This is a genomic window from Haloarcula sp. JP-Z28 (assembly GCF_011440255.1).
Taxonomy (GTDB): domain Archaea; phylum Halobacteriota; class Halobacteria; order Halobacteriales; family Haloarculaceae; genus Haloarcula; species Haloarcula marismortui.
Map to the genome: position 1 here is coordinate 1 of NZ_JAAOHT010000056.1, position 16,337 is coordinate 16,337.

At 56.4% G+C, this 16,337-nt stretch carries 12 protein-coding genes, 1 tRNA gene and 2 pseudogenes; 6 read left to right on the plus strand and 9 right to left on the minus strand.

Translation table 11 applies throughout. The features are described 5' to 3' along the window. A pseudogene (locus G9463_RS17270) lies at positions 1-215 on the minus strand (IS5/IS1182 family transposase); the annotation flags it as partial. Between the two features lie 605 nt (positions 216-820). Beyond that, positions 821-904, minus strand: a tRNA-Leu gene (locus G9463_RS17275). Between the two features lie 199 nt (positions 905-1,103). Between G9463_RS17275 and G9463_RS17280 the strand changes: the two genes are divergently transcribed. Together G9463_RS17280 and G9463_RS17285 are read left to right on the plus strand one after the other, a co-directional pair. Further along, complete coding sequence (locus G9463_RS17280; RefSeq protein ID WP_011223399.1) at positions 1,104-1,586, plus strand: DUF309 domain-containing protein; 483 nt, start codon at positions 1,104-1,106, stop codon at positions 1,584-1,586. A gap of 45 nt (positions 1,587-1,631) precedes the next feature. Continuing rightward, on the plus strand, positions 1,632-2,420 hold the full coding sequence (locus G9463_RS17285; protein ID WP_165897358.1) for a succinylglutamate desuccinylase/aspartoacylase family protein: 789 nt from the start codon (positions 1,632-1,634) through the stop codon (positions 2,418-2,420). 141 nt (positions 2,421-2,561) lie between these two features. On the opposite strand, the gene G9463_RS17290 is transcribed toward G9463_RS17285, so the two are convergent. The 3 genes from G9463_RS17290 to G9463_RS17300 form a co-directional block, all read right to left on the minus strand. Beyond that, positions 2,562-3,470, minus strand: coding sequence for an aldo/keto reductase (locus G9463_RS17290; protein ID WP_127013127.1), 909 nt, complete (start codon positions 3,468-3,470; stop codon positions 2,562-2,564). A 337-nt stretch (positions 3,471-3,807) separates the two neighbouring features. Beyond that, complete coding sequence (locus G9463_RS17295) at positions 3,808-4,791, minus strand: hypothetical protein (RefSeq protein ID WP_165897359.1); 984 nt, start codon at positions 4,789-4,791, stop codon at positions 3,808-3,810. 440 nt (positions 4,792-5,231) lie between these two features. Beyond that, positions 5,232-7,037: an ABC transporter ATP-binding protein gene (locus tag G9463_RS17300; protein WP_165897360.1), complete on the minus strand. Its 1,806-nt coding sequence runs from the start codon at positions 7,035-7,037 to the stop codon at positions 5,232-5,234. Positions 7,038-7,526: 489 nt separating this feature from the next. Here G9463_RS17300 and G9463_RS17305 point away from each other — a divergent pair, with 489 nt between their 5' ends. Together G9463_RS17305 and G9463_RS17310 are read left to right on the plus strand one after the other, a co-directional pair. Then, entirely contained in the window at positions 7,527-8,459 is a 933-nt protein-coding gene (locus tag G9463_RS17305; protein ID WP_165897361.1) for a glycosyltransferase family 2 protein, read from the plus strand. A gap of 222 nt (positions 8,460-8,681) precedes the next feature. Continuing rightward, positions 8,682-9,987, plus strand: a pseudogene (locus tag G9463_RS17310) (acetamidase/formamidase family protein). Between the two features lie 21 nt (positions 9,988-10,008). Here the strand turns inward: G9463_RS17310 and G9463_RS17315 are convergent. Then, positions 10,009-10,269 carry a ubiquitin-like small modifier protein 1 gene (locus tag G9463_RS17315; protein WP_004961097.1) on the minus strand — a complete coding sequence of 87 codons (261 nt, stop codon included), beginning with the start codon at positions 10,267-10,269 and terminating at the stop codon, positions 10,009-10,011. Between the two features lie 235 nt (positions 10,270-10,504). On the opposite strand from G9463_RS17315, the gene G9463_RS17320 reads away from it, so the two are divergent. Further along, entirely contained in the window at positions 10,505-11,071 is a 567-nt protein-coding gene (locus tag G9463_RS17320; protein ID WP_004961096.1) for a hypothetical protein, read from the plus strand. 39 nt (positions 11,072-11,110) lie between these two features. Here G9463_RS17320 and G9463_RS17325 read toward each other — a convergent pair whose 3' ends face one another. Both G9463_RS17325 and G9463_RS17330 read right to left on the minus strand, forming a co-directional pair. Further along, the gene (locus tag G9463_RS17325) at positions 11,111-11,878 is read right to left on the minus strand and encodes a hypothetical protein (protein WP_240150062.1); all 768 of its coding nucleotides are present in this window, start codon (positions 11,876-11,878) and stop codon (positions 11,111-11,113) included. A 303-nt stretch (positions 11,879-12,181) separates the two neighbouring features. Next, positions 12,182-12,697, minus strand: coding sequence for a metal-dependent hydrolase (locus G9463_RS17330; RefSeq protein ID WP_165897362.1), 516 nt, complete (start codon positions 12,695-12,697; stop codon positions 12,182-12,184). 1,004 nt (positions 12,698-13,701) lie between these two features. Between G9463_RS17330 and G9463_RS17335 the strand changes: the two genes are divergently transcribed. Continuing rightward, positions 13,702-14,919: a Cdc6/Cdc18 family protein gene (locus G9463_RS17335; protein ID WP_165897363.1), complete on the plus strand. Its 1,218-nt coding sequence runs from the start codon at positions 13,702-13,704 to the stop codon at positions 14,917-14,919. Positions 14,920-15,012: 93 nt separating this feature from the next. Here G9463_RS17335 and G9463_RS17340 read toward each other — a convergent pair whose 3' ends face one another. Then, positions 15,013-16,152, minus strand: coding sequence for a glycosyltransferase family 4 protein (locus G9463_RS17340; protein ID WP_165897364.1), 1,140 nt, complete (start codon positions 16,150-16,152; stop codon positions 15,013-15,015). Positions 16,153-16,337 lie beyond the last annotated feature (185 nt).

Sequence of the window (16,337 nt, forward strand, 5' to 3'; positions counted from 1 at the left end):
ATTCCGTAGATATCACGGTAATAGCAGTGGAGGAACCCACGCAGCATCTCTGGTGGTTTATGCTCTCGTGTTCGCCCCGTCTCCGCCGGGGCGAACACGTCGAACTCGCCAAGAAACTCGAAGGAGAGATGCTCAAACAACGCTAACGTCTCGGTCTCCGCGACATTGAAGAACGACTCTACCGAAGGCTCATTCTGCAGGGTCGCTGAGTCCATACCACCTCAGCATTCACCCTGCTCTTTGGTGTGGTAACTGTTCTATGACACCCTCTACTAATCAGTAACCGCAGTCCGCGTTTAGCGCTGTAATTACGGAACTGGTCTGGGACAGTCCAGTGGAGGGGTGGCTCCATCGGGCAGGCCTCATGGGCTAGTCACTGAGGGTTGCCGGGTACGCGGCGCTGCAATTCCACCTGATTCCCACCGAATGCCCGAACGCATGACATCGACTTGCTTTCGGACGGATTGTAACATGGAAGACGCCCGTCGGAATTCAGTCGGGGCGAGAGCACAGGACCACAGCAGGCTGCATCGCTGAGACACATCTACGGGACATTGGGTCGGAGAATTGCGAGGGAAGATCGCTCCGTGCGAGTCTTCCGGCACCGATCGGCCCGTGTCTTCTCCGCGAGTCACCACCGGGAACGGCGGCGAACCCGCGACCGTGACGATGGCCGCTCACTGTTTGCGAGGGACCGTGTCGGTCCAACAGTGCGAGGGAAGGGATTTGAACTACGGGAGACGGGCAACCGCCCCGCCTGCTCTCATTCAAACCCTTCCGCGTGCATCCTTCGGCGCCGCGCTGTGCGGCCCCTATACGATGCGAGGGAAGGGATTTGAACCCTTGGACCCCTACGGGAGCGGATCTTGAGTCCGCCGCCGTTTCCTGGCTTGGCTACCCTCGCACGCGTATTGCATTCAGACACATGGTGGTGCGGTATAAATGTCGTACGGAAGCGACTCAGGGCCAGCCGGGCTCACAGCAACTGAACAAACGACACCAGATCGGACTGCTGTCGTGCGCTCAGATGGTGTCTGGGTTTCAGTGGCGATCATAGCTGACAGAACCGGTGGTTTGACCCACCGTGAACCAGTAGCGTAGGCATGGATGACCACACGCGTGACCCGACCGTCAAGGCCCCCGACGGGAACCCATCGGGGTGGCGGACCGACGGCCAGTGGGAACACGAGACGCTCAGACGGGCCGTGGTCCACGGCGTCCGCCTGTACAACTCCGGCGAGTTCCACGAATCACACGACTGTTTCGAGGACGAGTGGTACAACTACGGCCGCGGGAACACGGAGAGCAAGTTTCTCCACGGAATGGTACAGGTCGCCGCCGGCGCGTACAAGCACTTCGATTTCGAGGATGACGACGGGATGCGGTCGCTGTTTCGCACGTCACTGCAGTACTTCCGGGGCGTCCCCAACGACTACTACGGCGTCGACCTGCTAGACGTGCGAACGACAGTAACGAACGCACTGTCGGACCCGTCGGCACTGCACGGCTGGCAGATCCGTCTCGACGGCGAGTACCCGACGTGTCGCCCGGAGGACATCGAGTTCGCGGAGTCGCTCGAACACTGACTGAATCCGGATAATTCTAAAGGCTGGACGCGTTATCACGGGTAGATGCGAATCGAGCAACTGGGAGACGGGGTTCCGGAAGTGGCCGTCGTGGGGAGCATCCACGGCGACGAACCGTGCGGCCGGGACGGCATCGAAGCCGTCCTTGCCGACCCGCCCGCGGTTGAACGCCCTGTCAAATTTATTATCGCGAACGAAGCTGCCCTCGAGGCAAACCAGCGGTATCTCGATACAGACCTCAACCGCTCGTTCCCCGGCGACGCCGACAGTGAGTCCCGCGAGACACGGTTAGCCGCCGCCATCGCGTCTGAACTCCGTGACTGCACCGTGCTTTCGTTACACTCCACGCAGTCCTACGACGGGATGTTCGCCCTCGTCGACGAACTCACACCGGAGATGGAGGACCTCTGTAGCGTCCTTTCCGTAGACGCTGTCGTACAGACGAAAAGCGCAAACGAGGGGCGAATGATCGCGACAGTGGACTCCGTGCTTGAAGTCGAGTGCGGGTATCAGGGCTCCGCGGACGCCGCTGAGAACGCAGCACAGGTCATCCGAGAGTTCCTCGCCGCCACCGGCGTCACCGCTGCGTCGCCACCACAGCGAGAGACGTCACTGCCAGTGTTCCAGCTCGGCGAGCCGATTCCGAAGGCAGCGGCCGACCAGTACGAGGTGTTCGTCAGGAACTTCGAGCCGGTCCCCGAAGGCGACCCGGTAGCAGCGGCCGACGACGAAACTGTCGTCGCAGAGGAACCCTTCCACCCAGTCTTACTCTCAGCCTACGGCTACGAGGACGTGTTCGGCTTTACTGCAGATCGGATCGGGATGCTTGACTGAGACAGATTGCTGACCCGCTGATTTGGACGGCAAACGCCTTTCGGAAGACCGAACAGAACCCGTATTGACTGCCGGGTGTCAGTTGTCAAACGCGTTTACCTCTCAGTTGCCAAGAGTCCATTCAATCACCTGGAAAGGAGCTCAGGCAATCCGATTGTAGAGACTGTCCGGAACAAAATTTCCCAGAACACTGCGAGCCTCATATATCGATCCGCCTTCGCGGTTTTCTCTGTACCAGAACGGAGGCTTGAGTTTCCTGATCCGCCGCATGTCGCGGTCAGTGAGTTCGAAGTCAAAAACGTCGATGTTCGCTTCTATGTGTTTCGGCGTCGCCGCTTTCGGAATCGTGACAACATTCTCCTGTTGTATCAGCCACCGGATAGATACCTGCGCTGCCGATTTGCCGTACCGATCTCCAATGGAACGCAAGACATCGTCTTCAACAGCTCGCCCCTCCGCAAGCGGACTGTATGCGGTGACTGTGACATCGTTGTCCTGGCAAAATCTGACGAGTTCCTCGTCACCCCAGTAAGGATGGTATTCAATCTGATTAGTCGCAATAGGAGCGTCTGAAAGTCGCATCGCCTGCTTGAGCTCCTTGATAGAAAAGTTACTCACTCCGATCTGATCGACCAACCCGTCATCGACGAGTGTGTTGAGCGCGTTGAATGTTTCTTCCATATCGGCCAGTGGGTTCCACCAATGGACCAATAACAGATCTAAATACTCCGTTCCCAGCCGTTCAAGACATCCCTTCGCGGCCTCTATCAAGCGTTCATACTCGACCATTTCGGGATATCCCTTGATTTTCGTCGTCAAGAAGATGTCTTCGCGGTCAACGCTGGATTGTTCGATTGCGCGACCGACGGCCGCTTCGTTTTCGTATGCCATCGCAGTGTCGATATGCGTGTAGCCACAATCAAGCGCATTCTTAACCGCGTTGTAGCATTTGTACCCTCCGGTTCGGTAGGTACCGAACCCGAGAGTAGGGACCGTGGTCGTACCATTCTGCTCGGGAGCCATGTCGGCTGACTGCTGTGGTCGCTTCATTTTCCTCAGTTTTATCCGCTACAATCATGCTGGTAGAACTGGGGCTGTATTGGTATGAGCTTTATAATTCAACTGATTCAGATGTGGACTGAGGAAGTGAAATATTAGTGATGTGATGATGGAGATATAATTTACAGCTCTGTGCTACGATTTCATCGGAACCATGCTGAAACGGAGTCCCCGCGATTCGATTGGCTTTACAGAGGAGTTTACTTCGTTTCTGTAGCGTGTGTAGCTGGGAAGAGAGGATAATCTGGGTGGCATAGCAGCCAGACGACTCGTTACACTTGGTACCGAAAAGAGAGCCACGCAACATCAGGCTGAGACCATCGCAAGACTACGAATGATATCCGAGGTCAGACAACCGGTCGCGAATCTCGGTAGAGCCGTGTTCGACGCCGGACTCAAGTGGACGGTCCGATTGAATTGGTATCCGCTCATCGGTATCGAAAACCAGCCACGGTACTTCAATGAGTTCTGGGACACGAAGTTCTCCGGGATGCCCATATTCTCGTACGGGGAACGGCCACAGCCAGTCTGCAACTAGGTTCCCATGATCTGACGTGACCACTGTTTTGCCATCAACAGTGTCAAGCAGTTCTCGAAGATGTGGGAACAGCAGTTTGAGGTTTTCCCGATACGCTTCCCAGACACGTTGTTCTGAGACATCTCCCTGTCTCAGCCGTGCCCAGATTTTCTGTTCATCATTCGCTGAGGTACTAACGTCCGCACCCTTCGCTTTCTCCCGACCTTGCATTCCGGAATCAACCATTTCTCTGCCTGTTGGACCGAGAAATGGATGATGAGGCTGAATAAAATGTGCGAGTATCCGCTTGTTCGGATACGTTTTTCTGGCCGCTTTAACAGCAGCTACCATGTCTTCTGGGGGCACTGTTCCGATGTCCTCATCCCACTCTGTCTCCCACACGTTGATGACAGAATGAAAAACAGTGTCGAGTTCGACGGTACACCACTCGTCAACTGAGTGCATCGGATTGGCGGTTACGTACACTGTGTCGTAATATCTTCCCGCAGAGAAGTGCGCCTCTAGGAAACCGGGTGTACTAGACGCCTGGGATAGCCGCCGTTTCAGCCGCCCTTCAAAAGGATGCAGATCCGCAAACATATCGTATCGGCAGGCATCAAGAAGATAGCAATTATCCCAGTCCTCGGCCATCAAATCAAAGCCACTCGGTGAAACCGTATCGAAATACTTGTTCACGATACCGTCAAAAATCCCATCATTTGTATATTGATATCGTGAGGCCATCAATTGGTTTGACCTCCAGATGTCCGGTATGTACCTCTGCAGTTTGGTCATGGTAGTATACACTTCTACGCATCACTTAGCGATAAGCTGCCTAACTGGTGGTAGAGAGTTTTTACTAGTATTTTGGATAGGTGGTTCGGGTATGCTGCTGCGCTTTTTCAAAGGTCAGAATAAGTGTTAGTCGTGATGCCTGACCCTGTCTTGCAGCCAAGTAGAGTTCCCATTGTTTATTTTCCGGATTTTACAAGTCAGAGGCAGCAACTTGTGATTGTAGGGTTGTGTTCGTATTCCGTGAGAGTGGAGTCTGATTGCCCGCCCTTTGAATCGAGATCAAAGGTAGAATCTGTTCTGCGTATCATCGCACGTGATACTTAGTCCTCTACGAAGCGATGCCAGTGAGTAGTTTCAGCATCCAATTTGACAATAGGATAGAGAAGTACCAGCGATAGCTTTCTTGCGCTGTGTCTGCGGTAACACCGAGTACAGTACAGTTACCCACCTGACTGTATCGCATACAATTCAGCGTATTTCCCTTCACTTTCAACCAGTTCGTCGTGACCGCCACACTCGGAAATCCACCCGTCTTCCATCGTATAGATGCGATCAGCATTCTCGACAGTCGAAAGGCGATGAGCGATAGCGATAATCGCATAATCTCGCTCCATCGCTTCGATTGCCGCCTGCACTTCCTTCTCAAGGTTCGAATCCAGGTCGCTCGTTGCTTCGTCTAGAATTAACAGGTCCGCGTCTTTCAGAATCGCTCGCGCAAGAGCGACGCGCTGTTTCTGCCCACCCGACAAGCGGACACCGTCGTCACCGAGTTGAGAATCAAGTCCGTTCGGGAGGTCCGTGATGAACTGGTCCACCTTCGCGATTTCGCAAGCCCGTTTGATCTCAGCGTCCGTCGCATCCCGATTGCCGACGGTGAGGTTATGTCGAAGCGTGTCGTTGAACATATATGGGTTCTGGCGGACTATTGAGATTCGGTCACGCCACTCGCTGATATCCATTTGGCCGATTGGGTTCCCATTTGCACGTATCTGACCGCTGTCTGGCTCATAGTAGCGAGCCAACAGGGAGACTATTGTCGACTTCCCGGCACCGGACTGTCCAACGAAGGCGACGAACTCGCCTTTCTTGAGTTCGAAATCGACCTCCCGGAGAACGACCTCGTCGTCCGTATATGAGAACGTGACATCGTCGAACTCGACTGTTTCGACCTCTTTCGGGGTCGGTTGCTCTCCGGTGTCCGGTTCTTCCCACTCTTCGAGATCCCGCATGAATGACTGTGTCCGAACCAGATGGGGAAGGTTCTCTTCGACTTTGTAGAACCGCTTGTTAATCCCGCTTGCTTTGGGACCGAGCTGAAACATGAGAAACAAGAACAGGCCGAGTTCACCGAACGAGAGATTGGTGAATGTCAGGGCCACGTAGATAAGTGCGAAGATGAGTACGGAGACGACGAGGTTCTGTGACTTTTTGATCGCTGCCCGATTCCGGCGGTTCGCGACTTTCGAACGCGTGTACTCTTCTAGGGCTTCCTCATACTCGTCATAGATTTCTGTTTCGAGATTGAAAACTCGAATGTCTCGAATGCCAATCATGCCGGCCTGAACCACTTGTTGCATCCGTTCGTTTGCCGCTGCAACGCGATCACCCAGATCGTATCCTGAGCCGATGAGATGCCGCAGACCGAGTCCCACACCACCGATAATAAAAATAGCAAATGCTGTGAGTTGTGGTGAGATCCACGTTGCAAGAGCGAGATAGGCAACAGTGAGTAGTAGCAGATCGAATAGTTTCACGAACCGCTTGATGACTTTCGAGGCTGCTTTCGACTCGGTGACGATCGCGTTCAAGATGTTGTCTGACCCCTTTCGGTCGAGAAATTCCATCTCTGTCTCCAGAGCGCTGTCAAAGAGGTTCTCGCGGATGTGTCGTTCGTAGGAAAGCTGGAGTACATCGCGTAGCCACGTGAGGAGAAACGACGACGTATAGCGCAGACAGGTCGCTAACGCCACTCCGCCAATGACGTACTCGATCGTGAACGGAATCCCGAGTGTCTGATAAACGGTAAAGAAAATACCCGCTATGCCATCAGCCTGTGTCACCGGTTCTGATGACTGCATGAGTTCAATGATTGGAATGATAAACGTCAGTCCGACGCCTTCTAATACGGCCGTTACCAGACCGAGCCCGACGATCATCACCGTGAATTTTGGGGCATATCGGGCCGCATAGAGAAGCGCATCAAGTTTCTCCTGCCGTGAAATGGTGTCTGAGTTTCTGCTGGTCATCTGTTTAGTTGTCATCTCCGGGACCGTTGGAACAGACTGTGCCATCTTCGTTTACAGCGGTTCGGCCAGTACACGCCAACGATTGCCATCTGCACATTGATATAGTGAAAAAAGTCGATCTGCTTTCCTTGTTATAAGCTTACTACTGTATTTTCGGCTGTGAGGCAGGACAATTCCACCAGCAACGGTTCTACGTACGGATTAGTATAATTTAACTGACTGTAATGGAGGGTACCCGTTCTTAAGCGGATATTCCAAGAGGGGACTCAAAAAAAAAGAATTTGCGCGCCGTGGTCACGGCGGTTCCTGAGTATCTCTGCGTTTGTACCGAGTGATCGTAGCGGAGAGGTGAGACTCAGCGGCAAAGGGATGACCAGACTTTCAGGATGAGCCGATCGGGGTCCAGTGTCAAACAGCAGCGCTGTAACGTATCGTCCAACGCCTGTATACACCTCCTAACAAAAAATATTCACTCAGAATACACTTCACATGGGCAGAAAAATATCGGTGATTATCCCCACTCACTACCGAAATGATCTCCTCCCCACAGCGATCGAGAGTGTGGCCCGACAGGATTACGAACCCGTCGAGTTGATCGTAGTTGATGACTCGGGCGAAGGGTACGCCGAACCGGTGCTTTCAGAGTACGACGAGGCGATAGACAGGCCGATAATAAAAGAGGAGAACGAGGGGTGGCAGGCAGCCTACACGACTGGAATCGAGCAGTCGACCGGCGAGTACATCCAGTTTCTGGACGACGACGACTACCTCTACGAGACGAAACTGAAAAAAACGGCGAACGTTCTCGACCAGAACCCGGAGGTCGGTGTTTCGTACTGCGGCGTAGTCCGTGGTGATGAGGGGGATTTTTACCCAAAACAGGAGGTGTCAGGCCATTTTCTGGAACCAGCGCTCCGGTTCCAGACGTTTCCCATGTGGACAGGCTCGATGTTGATGGAACGAGAAGTACTGTGTGACTGCCTCCCAATGGCAGGGATGGGTGAGGAAGACGACTTGGACATCGAACTGGGCGACACAGACCTCAAAATAGAACTCGCGAAGCGGACGAAAGCCGACTACGTCGACGAGTGTCTGGCGTTCTATCGTCAAGAAGGAAACAAGTTATGGACCGGAAAACGGAGATTTAAAAAAATACTACAGAACATTCGTCATCAAAAGGATATATACAATCAGTATCCAGAGATACGTCGAGATCTCCTTGCAGAGTGGTACGAGCGTCAGGGACGGAACTATCTTAACGAACAGATCTGGTCAGCGCAAGCAATACAGTGTTTTATTAAATCAGCCTATTACGAGCGGAAACAAAAGTTTCCGAGGATAATCGAGACGCTGGCCGCGATCCTCGGCCGACCTGGTGTGATGTCAGCGGTGCGCGTGAAGCGAACCTTGCTTGACGGGTAATAAACGGACATCCAACGCCCGAGTCTACTCGCCCGCTGGTTCCAGAAGTCTGCAAAGCGGGGCCATCCAACGCCCAGTTGTGATACAAATGGGTTCGTCGGTGGGACTTGGCGGTGGAACTGAGGCACGCATCGTGGCGGACTTCCACTTGTGCAAGGCGACGACTAGAACGGTTCGATCCACGCTATGATTTATTCTCCAATAGCCCGTGCTTGAGAATGTATGTCAGAGCAAATCCAGCAGGAACTCGATGTCGACCGGTTTACACTGGGACTCGTCGGGCCGGATCAGGAATGGGCCGGTACGGTTGCCGACGGCGGGACCGTTCGCACCCATACGCCTCCCGCGTGCTGGGGGCCGATGATCACCCCCCGAGTTCCGCGGCGGCCATGAGGTGACGCAACCGATTCGGGTCGAGAACACCGAACCCGGTGACGCGCTCGTCGTCCACATCAAAGACGTCGAGGTGACGAGTGTCGCAACAAGCACGGGCAGCATGGCCGAACGGGAGGACGCCTTCGGGAGTGACCCGTTCGTCGACCATCGATGCCCGGAGTGTGGCACCGAGTGGCCCGACAGCGTCGTCGAGGGCACCGGCGAAGACGCGATTCGCTGTGCGGAGTGTGGGGCCAACGCCTCGTCCTTTGGCTTCGAATTCGGGTACACCGTTGCCTTCGACGAGGACCGCTCGGTGGGCCTCACGGTCGGCCCCGACGGTGCCGCGGACCTCGCGGAGCGCGCTGACGAGGCGACGGCACTGCCCGACCACTCCCGGCAACACCCGATTTTGCTGTACAAGCCCGACGAAATCCCGGGCACGCTCGGGCACCTCCGGCCGTTCATCGGGAACATCGGGACGACGCCGTCGGTCGAGTTTCCCGATTCACACAACGCCGGTGACTTCGGCCAGTTCCTCATCGGAGCCGACCACGACTGGGGCCTCGCCGACGAATCGGCGCTTGCGGCCCGGACGGATGGCCACATGGACTCGAACGATGTCCGCCCCGGCGCGACGCTCATCTGTCCCGTCGAGATAGACGGCGCGGGCCTCTACGTCGGGGACCTGCACGCCAACCAGGGCGACGGCGAACTCTCGCTTCATACGACCGACGTGAGCGGCCGCACCGAACTCGAAGTCAGCGTCATCAAGGACCTCGACATCGACGGGCCGCTTCTGCTTCCAAACGAGTCGGACCTGCCGGATATCGCCAAGCCGTACACGGACGCTGAGCGGGAGGCAGGCAAGGCCCTCGCCGCCGAACACCACGTCGATAACGTCGTTGATGCAGCGCCGCTCCAGATTATCGGGTCCGGCGCGACTATCAACGACGCCACCGAGAACGCGTTCGCACGGGCTGGAACGCTCTTCGGTATGTCAGAGGGTGAAGTCCGGGCACGCTGTACGTTCACCGGCGGCGTCGAAATCGCGCGACTGCCCGGCGTTGTCCAGCTCTCGATGCTCGCGCCGATGGGCCTCCTCGAAGAACAGGGGCTCGCTGGAACCGTCCGCGAACAGTACGACCTGTAGTTGGACGGCGGCTGTTGGCGTTCACCCACCTCGCATCGCCGGAAAGAGTTCGACCGCCGCGCCGGACGGGACCCGCTGGTCATGGGTCGCGTTGTCCCCGTCGACCATCACCCGCACACTCGGTCGGAGTTCGCCGTCCGCATCGACTAACTGTGACTCCGCACGCGGATACGCGTCGACGAAGGCCGTAATCACGGCTCCGACGGTGTCGCCATCGACGGTAATCTCGACTGTTTTCGCTCCTGTCGCCGCCCGGAGCGGCCCGTATACGGTCACGTCCACGCTGCACAGTCAGGTCCCAGACCGCAAAAAGATACGTCTCCCGCTTGATGTCGCTGCTGAATGTGAACGGATTCGCCGCCAACACAGTCCGACCAGATCGGATACTCCGTCCCGGTTTGTGCGAATGCTATCGCGATTCGAACTGGAACCGAACGTAGAGTCACCGGCTGCGATGACAGATGGCAAACAGACAGAAGAGGTTTACGGTCACAGTTGAAACCGAACAACTGCTACGATGCCCTCCAAGCAAGCCGTCAGTAGCCTCGGGAGTCTGCTCGCCGTACTCGGACTCGCCGGGGTCGCAACAGCACAGCCTACAGCCCCGGGTGGGAGTGCGGGCCCGGCCCTCAACGTCGTCCTCCGTTTCGGTGTCGGGTTTGTTATTCTCGCAGTTCTGGGTGCCGCAGCCGCCGCTATCGGCCCGACGTATACGACAAACGCCGTGCGGGAGATTCAGGATGACCCCGGCGACGCAATCGGCTGGGGGATTCTCGTCGGTATTCTGGTCCCCATCGGACTGGTGCTACTCGCACTGACAATTATCGGGGCTCTGGTCTCGATCCCCGGACTACTTCTCATCGGCATCCTCAGTCTCGTCGGTACCGGCATTACCGCCGTCTGGGTCGGGAACTCGGTTATTGGCGATGACGGAACCGTCAGCGCAACAGATGGCGTCGCCGGCGGGCTGTTACTGGCCGTCCCCTTCGCAATTCCAGTCGTCGGCGGCCTCCTCCTCAACCTCATCACGCTCGTCGGCCTCGGTGTCGTCGGACGCGGGCTGTACGAGAACTGGACGGACTAAGCGAGTGTTCGCCGACGGTTGAAGCGGTTTCTCTCGGGTTCAGCTCGCACCGGGACACCCGAGTTCGTGCGGGTCATCGTACACCGCTGGCGGAATCGAGATGGCGGCTGGGTCACCGTACTCACTGTACTGGACCGTGATCGTGGCGGTTGCAGTCGCGCCACGCTGTGATATTTGTATTCTGAGTTCCGACTGTACCGGTCGGTTCGTTTCCGGATCAAGCCAGAGTCGCGCCGTCGCGTTCTCAAGTGAGCCGCGGCGTAGCTCCATGTCGCCAGCCTGTCGGCGATCCATGAGTGACCTGATAGTCTCAGTGCTCGGTGACGCCGTGACAAGGACAGTCCGGTTACCGTCAAGCGTCTCATTGCCCCGCCAGTAAACATTCGAGCGTTCGAAAAGCAGTAGCTGCCGATGGAGCGGCGTCGTGGTTGCCCACGGTTCGGAGCGAGAGACGTTCTCGACAGCGTAGCCGCCCCAGGGATCCTGACAGCCCTGGTACGCTCTGTAGTCGTCGATGTAGGATTCGACCGTTTGGTCTTGTGTCCGCGTCGTCGCTTGCATCCGTTTTGCGGAGACGTTCACCGCACCGTCGCCATCGACGCTCACCGTTCGCGACTGGTCGCCATCCGACGCAGTTACGTGCATGTCCATCTCGAACCGGTACGCGTCGACGGCGGCGACGGTGCTGTTCGCCTCCTCGACAGCCGTGACGGCTCGTTCGTCGCTCGGTGGCGGGCTATCAGTCATGAATGCACCACACCCGGCAAGGAAGGAAACGAGGCATACGGCGAGGACCAATCGTCGCATACAGTGTTCTCGCTCGCCCGTCCGCCTAAAACATCATGGGTCCGATTCGTGACAGCCCAACAGCTGAAAACAGCGCCCTCGCTACATCATAGGGGAAGCTCCCGGCAGAATGGGGTCACTGCGTCGTCAGTAACTCCACTTTCCCGTTTACGCGCATAGGTTGCAAGCAAGTGGAGACACAAGCACAGAATGCAAGTGATCAGGCCGCTCCGGTTGGAACTGCTGTCTGCCTGGCAATCGTCTCCGGAGAATCGTTATTTCCGCCTGATATGCAGTTCTGGCTCCAGCGTGGTGCCGACACCGCTATCTACTGTCGAGTTGGGCTTGCAGGTCCACGACTAGCACGTACGCCACCAGCGTGAGGACGAGCACCGAAAACCCGGTCCAGAGATGCAGATTCACTGCGCCCTCACCGACCCACTGTGGGACTGGCGAGCGTGCGACGGGCGGCTGGAGCGGCCAGAGCAAATCCGACGACACGTACAGGTTCGGAGGCAGGAGTTGTTGATTATCGGCTACCAGATGTGAGAGGTGGGCGAACGCAAACGCCGTTCCAAGTCGAGTCCGGTCCGTTCGGACTGCGTACGCGACGACGACAATCGACAGCGGAATTGCGAACGGGAGCGAGTGCATAAACACCCGACCGGAGGGGATGAGATGAAGCTCGTACGCTAACGGCTTGTCGATGAGATCTGGGAACTGGCTGCCGAAGAACGTAACCGCGACCAACTGGAGCGACGGGAGGTGTCTGTCCCGGAGGAGTGCGTATACTGCGACAGGGAGGAGGGCGATGATGAAATGCTCGCTCGGGAGGACCATTCTCTGGTTAGTAGTGCTGAGGTCGTGTGCGAGGAAATGCCTTGTGTGGGATCCGCGTTTGCGCGTGCCATTGCGTTCAGATACACAGTCCACACCGCTCGGTTCACAGAGGCGCTGTAAGTGTTCTTTCGGGTTAGTGCGTGTGAACCGCCTCGGGGTCAAGCCCCGAGGCACTCGGCCTGCTCCGCCAGTAGACCTGATTTCTGTGCCGCTATCGCTGGGACACAACCCACCGTGTCCAGTGTCTTTGGTAGCAGTTGGTTCGTGTCCGGAACGGTGTCTCTCTTTCGACGATAATTGCCAGAGCGGCTCCACGGCTGCCGCCGTGGGTGGTCTTTGGGACGGGTCTCGCGAGGATGCACGTGATAGAGCGTGTAATTGTCGCTGCCTGGTTGACGAGAAGCCTGTCCCAGACACACCTCGCACCGAGTGTACTGGCTGTCAGTGTCTGAACGACAGCTGCCAATCTCAGACACACCTCACACCGAGTGAAGATTGGTTTATCCACTGGCTCCGATGAACGTCAGATAACGGGGTGTGAACTGGCAAAAGCCGCGAAGTCGCAAGCAGAATCGAGTATCCGACCAGACTGGTATCTTACAGTAGTCCGCGAGTGGCTCCCACAGGCACACACCACGTACCGAGTGTACTGGCCACTGATCGTTGTCGACAGAGACACATTATGAGCCGAGTGGCAATCGTGCACCTTCCGCCAGTCGTTCAGTTTACTGTTGGTAGACGGCATGCCACTAGTGAGAGGGGAACGGGTTCGTGTATCCAGATATCGTCCATCGTAGGCTGTGTACCGTATGGCGTGTAGCCGTGCGTAACCGAGTGTGAGCACTGTGCCGTTACACTCGGTAGGTGGTGTGTACTTTCTAGGTGCTAAATATATAAGGCAGTTCGAAATCGCATTGAATTCGGTTTTGAGAGGTTCTTGAAGTCTTCACTCGTTGTCCGGTCGCCACGCTTATGATACAGGGATGATTCTGATATGGTAGATAATGTCTGGCTCAAATGAGGACGATAATATCTTCAAAACTGGCGGCATATTTGCTAACAGGGAGTTGGTTCGAGTCGGCCACGTCCCTGATCTAGAGCGGGTCGTCGGCAGAGACGACGAAGTCAGCGCTATCGGGCAAGCACTCGGTCCGGCAACGGTCGGCGGCCCACCGGAGAGTACGATCATATACGGCAAGACCGGAACCGGAAAGTCACTCGTTGCGAGGTGTGTGTCTCGTGAGGCTCACTTCGAGGCACAGGCAAACGATATCTCGTTTCAGCAGGCGTACGTCGACTGCTCCGATTATCAGACCGACGCAAAGGCAAGCCGGGAGATGGCACGCAAACTAGTGGCGAGCCTCGACGCAGATATCGACGTCCCGCGTGTCGGAATCGGAGCCGCCGACTACCGTGACATCACCTGGGACCTACTTGAGGAGTACAACATTAATTCACTTGTCGTCATTCTCGATGAAATCGACAAGTTAGACGATGATGAACTGTTACGCAGCCTCTCCCGAGCTCGAGAGAGCGGGAAGGCGGAGGCGCACGTCGGTGCCATCTGTATCAGCAACAAAATCGAATATCGCGAGCGATTGAGCGAACGCATCGACTCCAGTCTTCAGGAGAACGAACTCGTCTTTGACCCGTATGATGCCGGCCAATTACGGGCGATTTTGGAAAACCGGACGGATGCCTTCGAACCAGACGTGTTGGAGCCCGATGTGATCCCGAAGGTGGCGGCTCTCTCAGCCAAAGAACACGGGGATGCACGGAAAGCAATCGATACGCTATACGAAGCTGGCCGTCTCGCTGAGAAACAGGGGACGGAGACAGTCACAGTCTCGCACGTCGATGACGCCGTCCAGCAAGCAGAGGTGAACCGCTTCGAGAAACTCGTGCGTGGGACGACGCCGCATGTGAAATACATCCTCCGGGCGCTGGCGCTCCTCACGGTCGACAACCCCGCGCAGGAGGCCTTCCGAACCCATCAGATCTACACGCTCTATCTGGAGGTCGCAAAGCAGGCTGGGGCAGACCCGCTCTCCGAAGATCGCGTGTACCGGCTGCTGAAAGAACAATCGTTTCTCGGGGTGACTGAATCGAATCACACAGGGGGTGGACAGGGTGAAGGGAGCTACCTTGAGCATCGACTGCTTCGGGATCCAGATGTTGTCATTCAGGCTATAGATGGCTCAGCGACGGGCGGGGACCCATGACGGTGTTTCACTCGTTACGAGGTGTGTGGGTCGGCTACAGTATTAAACGCAGACGAGGGACAAAGCGCAGTTCTGGTGTCGCTAGAGCTCAGGTTACCACGATCCGTCAATAGCCCGCTGATACACGGTTTCGGCCTGATCTGCTACCGCATCCCAGTCATATTGCTGTGCGCGTTCGACCGGATCTTTCGATGGCCGCTTCTTACTTAAAACAGCGTCAAGCGTTTCGGTAAGCGAGTCAACGGTAGGCTCAACGAGGAAACCCGCACCATCGATGACCTCGTCTGCCGCCGAATCTGGGTGGTCCGCAGCAATCACGGTGCAGTCGGCGGCCATCGCCTCGACGAACGTAATTCCGAATCCCTCTCTCGTTGAGGGAGACGCGAATATGTCTGCAGCCCGCATATGGCCGAGAACATCCTCGTACTCTTCGAGAAAGCCTAACATCGAAACGCGGTCGGCGTGTGTCAGTGATTCGCGTTTGGTATCCAGCCGGTCACGCTCCGGGCCATCACCGATGATCCCCAGCGTGACGTCATGCCTGTCGGCGACTGCATCGAAAGCCTCTAGCAGAATGTCAACGTTCTTGTGCTCGATCAGTCGACCCGCAAAGACGATTTCGTAGCCGGTGTCGGGGCGGGGGGCCGTCTGGACCTGCTCGGTGTCGAGCCCGTTGGGCACGACCTCGATATGCTCGCGGCTCGGACCGATGGCAGCGAGGTTGTCCGCAGTGATGCCTGAAACCGCAATCGGATGCTGGGGTGTCCTGGCGGTGAGTTGTTCGACGAGTTTGCCACCCGGAGCGAGCGGGCCAAGGTACTCCTCCCAGTAGTCGCCCCAGACCTCGTGCCAGGTCGTGACGACTGGTGTGCTAGTCCCGAGGCTAGCAAGCTTCGTCGAGAGAACTGGAAAATACGGGAAGACGCTAGCGATCGCAAGGTCGTGTTCATCGTCGCTGAGACGTCGACGGAGCGGAGGGAGTGCCCGAGCCGCAAAGTCGATGGCCTCGGTGATGGACCGGCGGTCGTCTTCGTAAAGCTCTGCTTCTGGGGCGACTGCACGGAGGGTCATTCCCTCGTGTGTGGTCTCTGCCGGTCCGTCCCAGAAATGTCGGCCGTAGATCGTGACGTCGTGGCCCTCGTCGGCGAGACGGGTGCCGATTTCGTGGATTCGCTTTTCTGCACCCCCGGTGACGAACGGATATATAACGTTGCTTATAAAACAGACATCCATCACTATGTGAATATCATTTCCCATAGGACCATCTTGAATACTCTGTTTCAGTGAACGGCGTAGACTGGTTCAAGCTGGACAGCTAAACGGCGTAGCTCAAACGAATTCGGTGATGACTTAGAGAGTCGATTGGTTGTTTTTGCGTTCAATCGTTTGGTATACAGGGTGCAGTAATTACTAGCTTC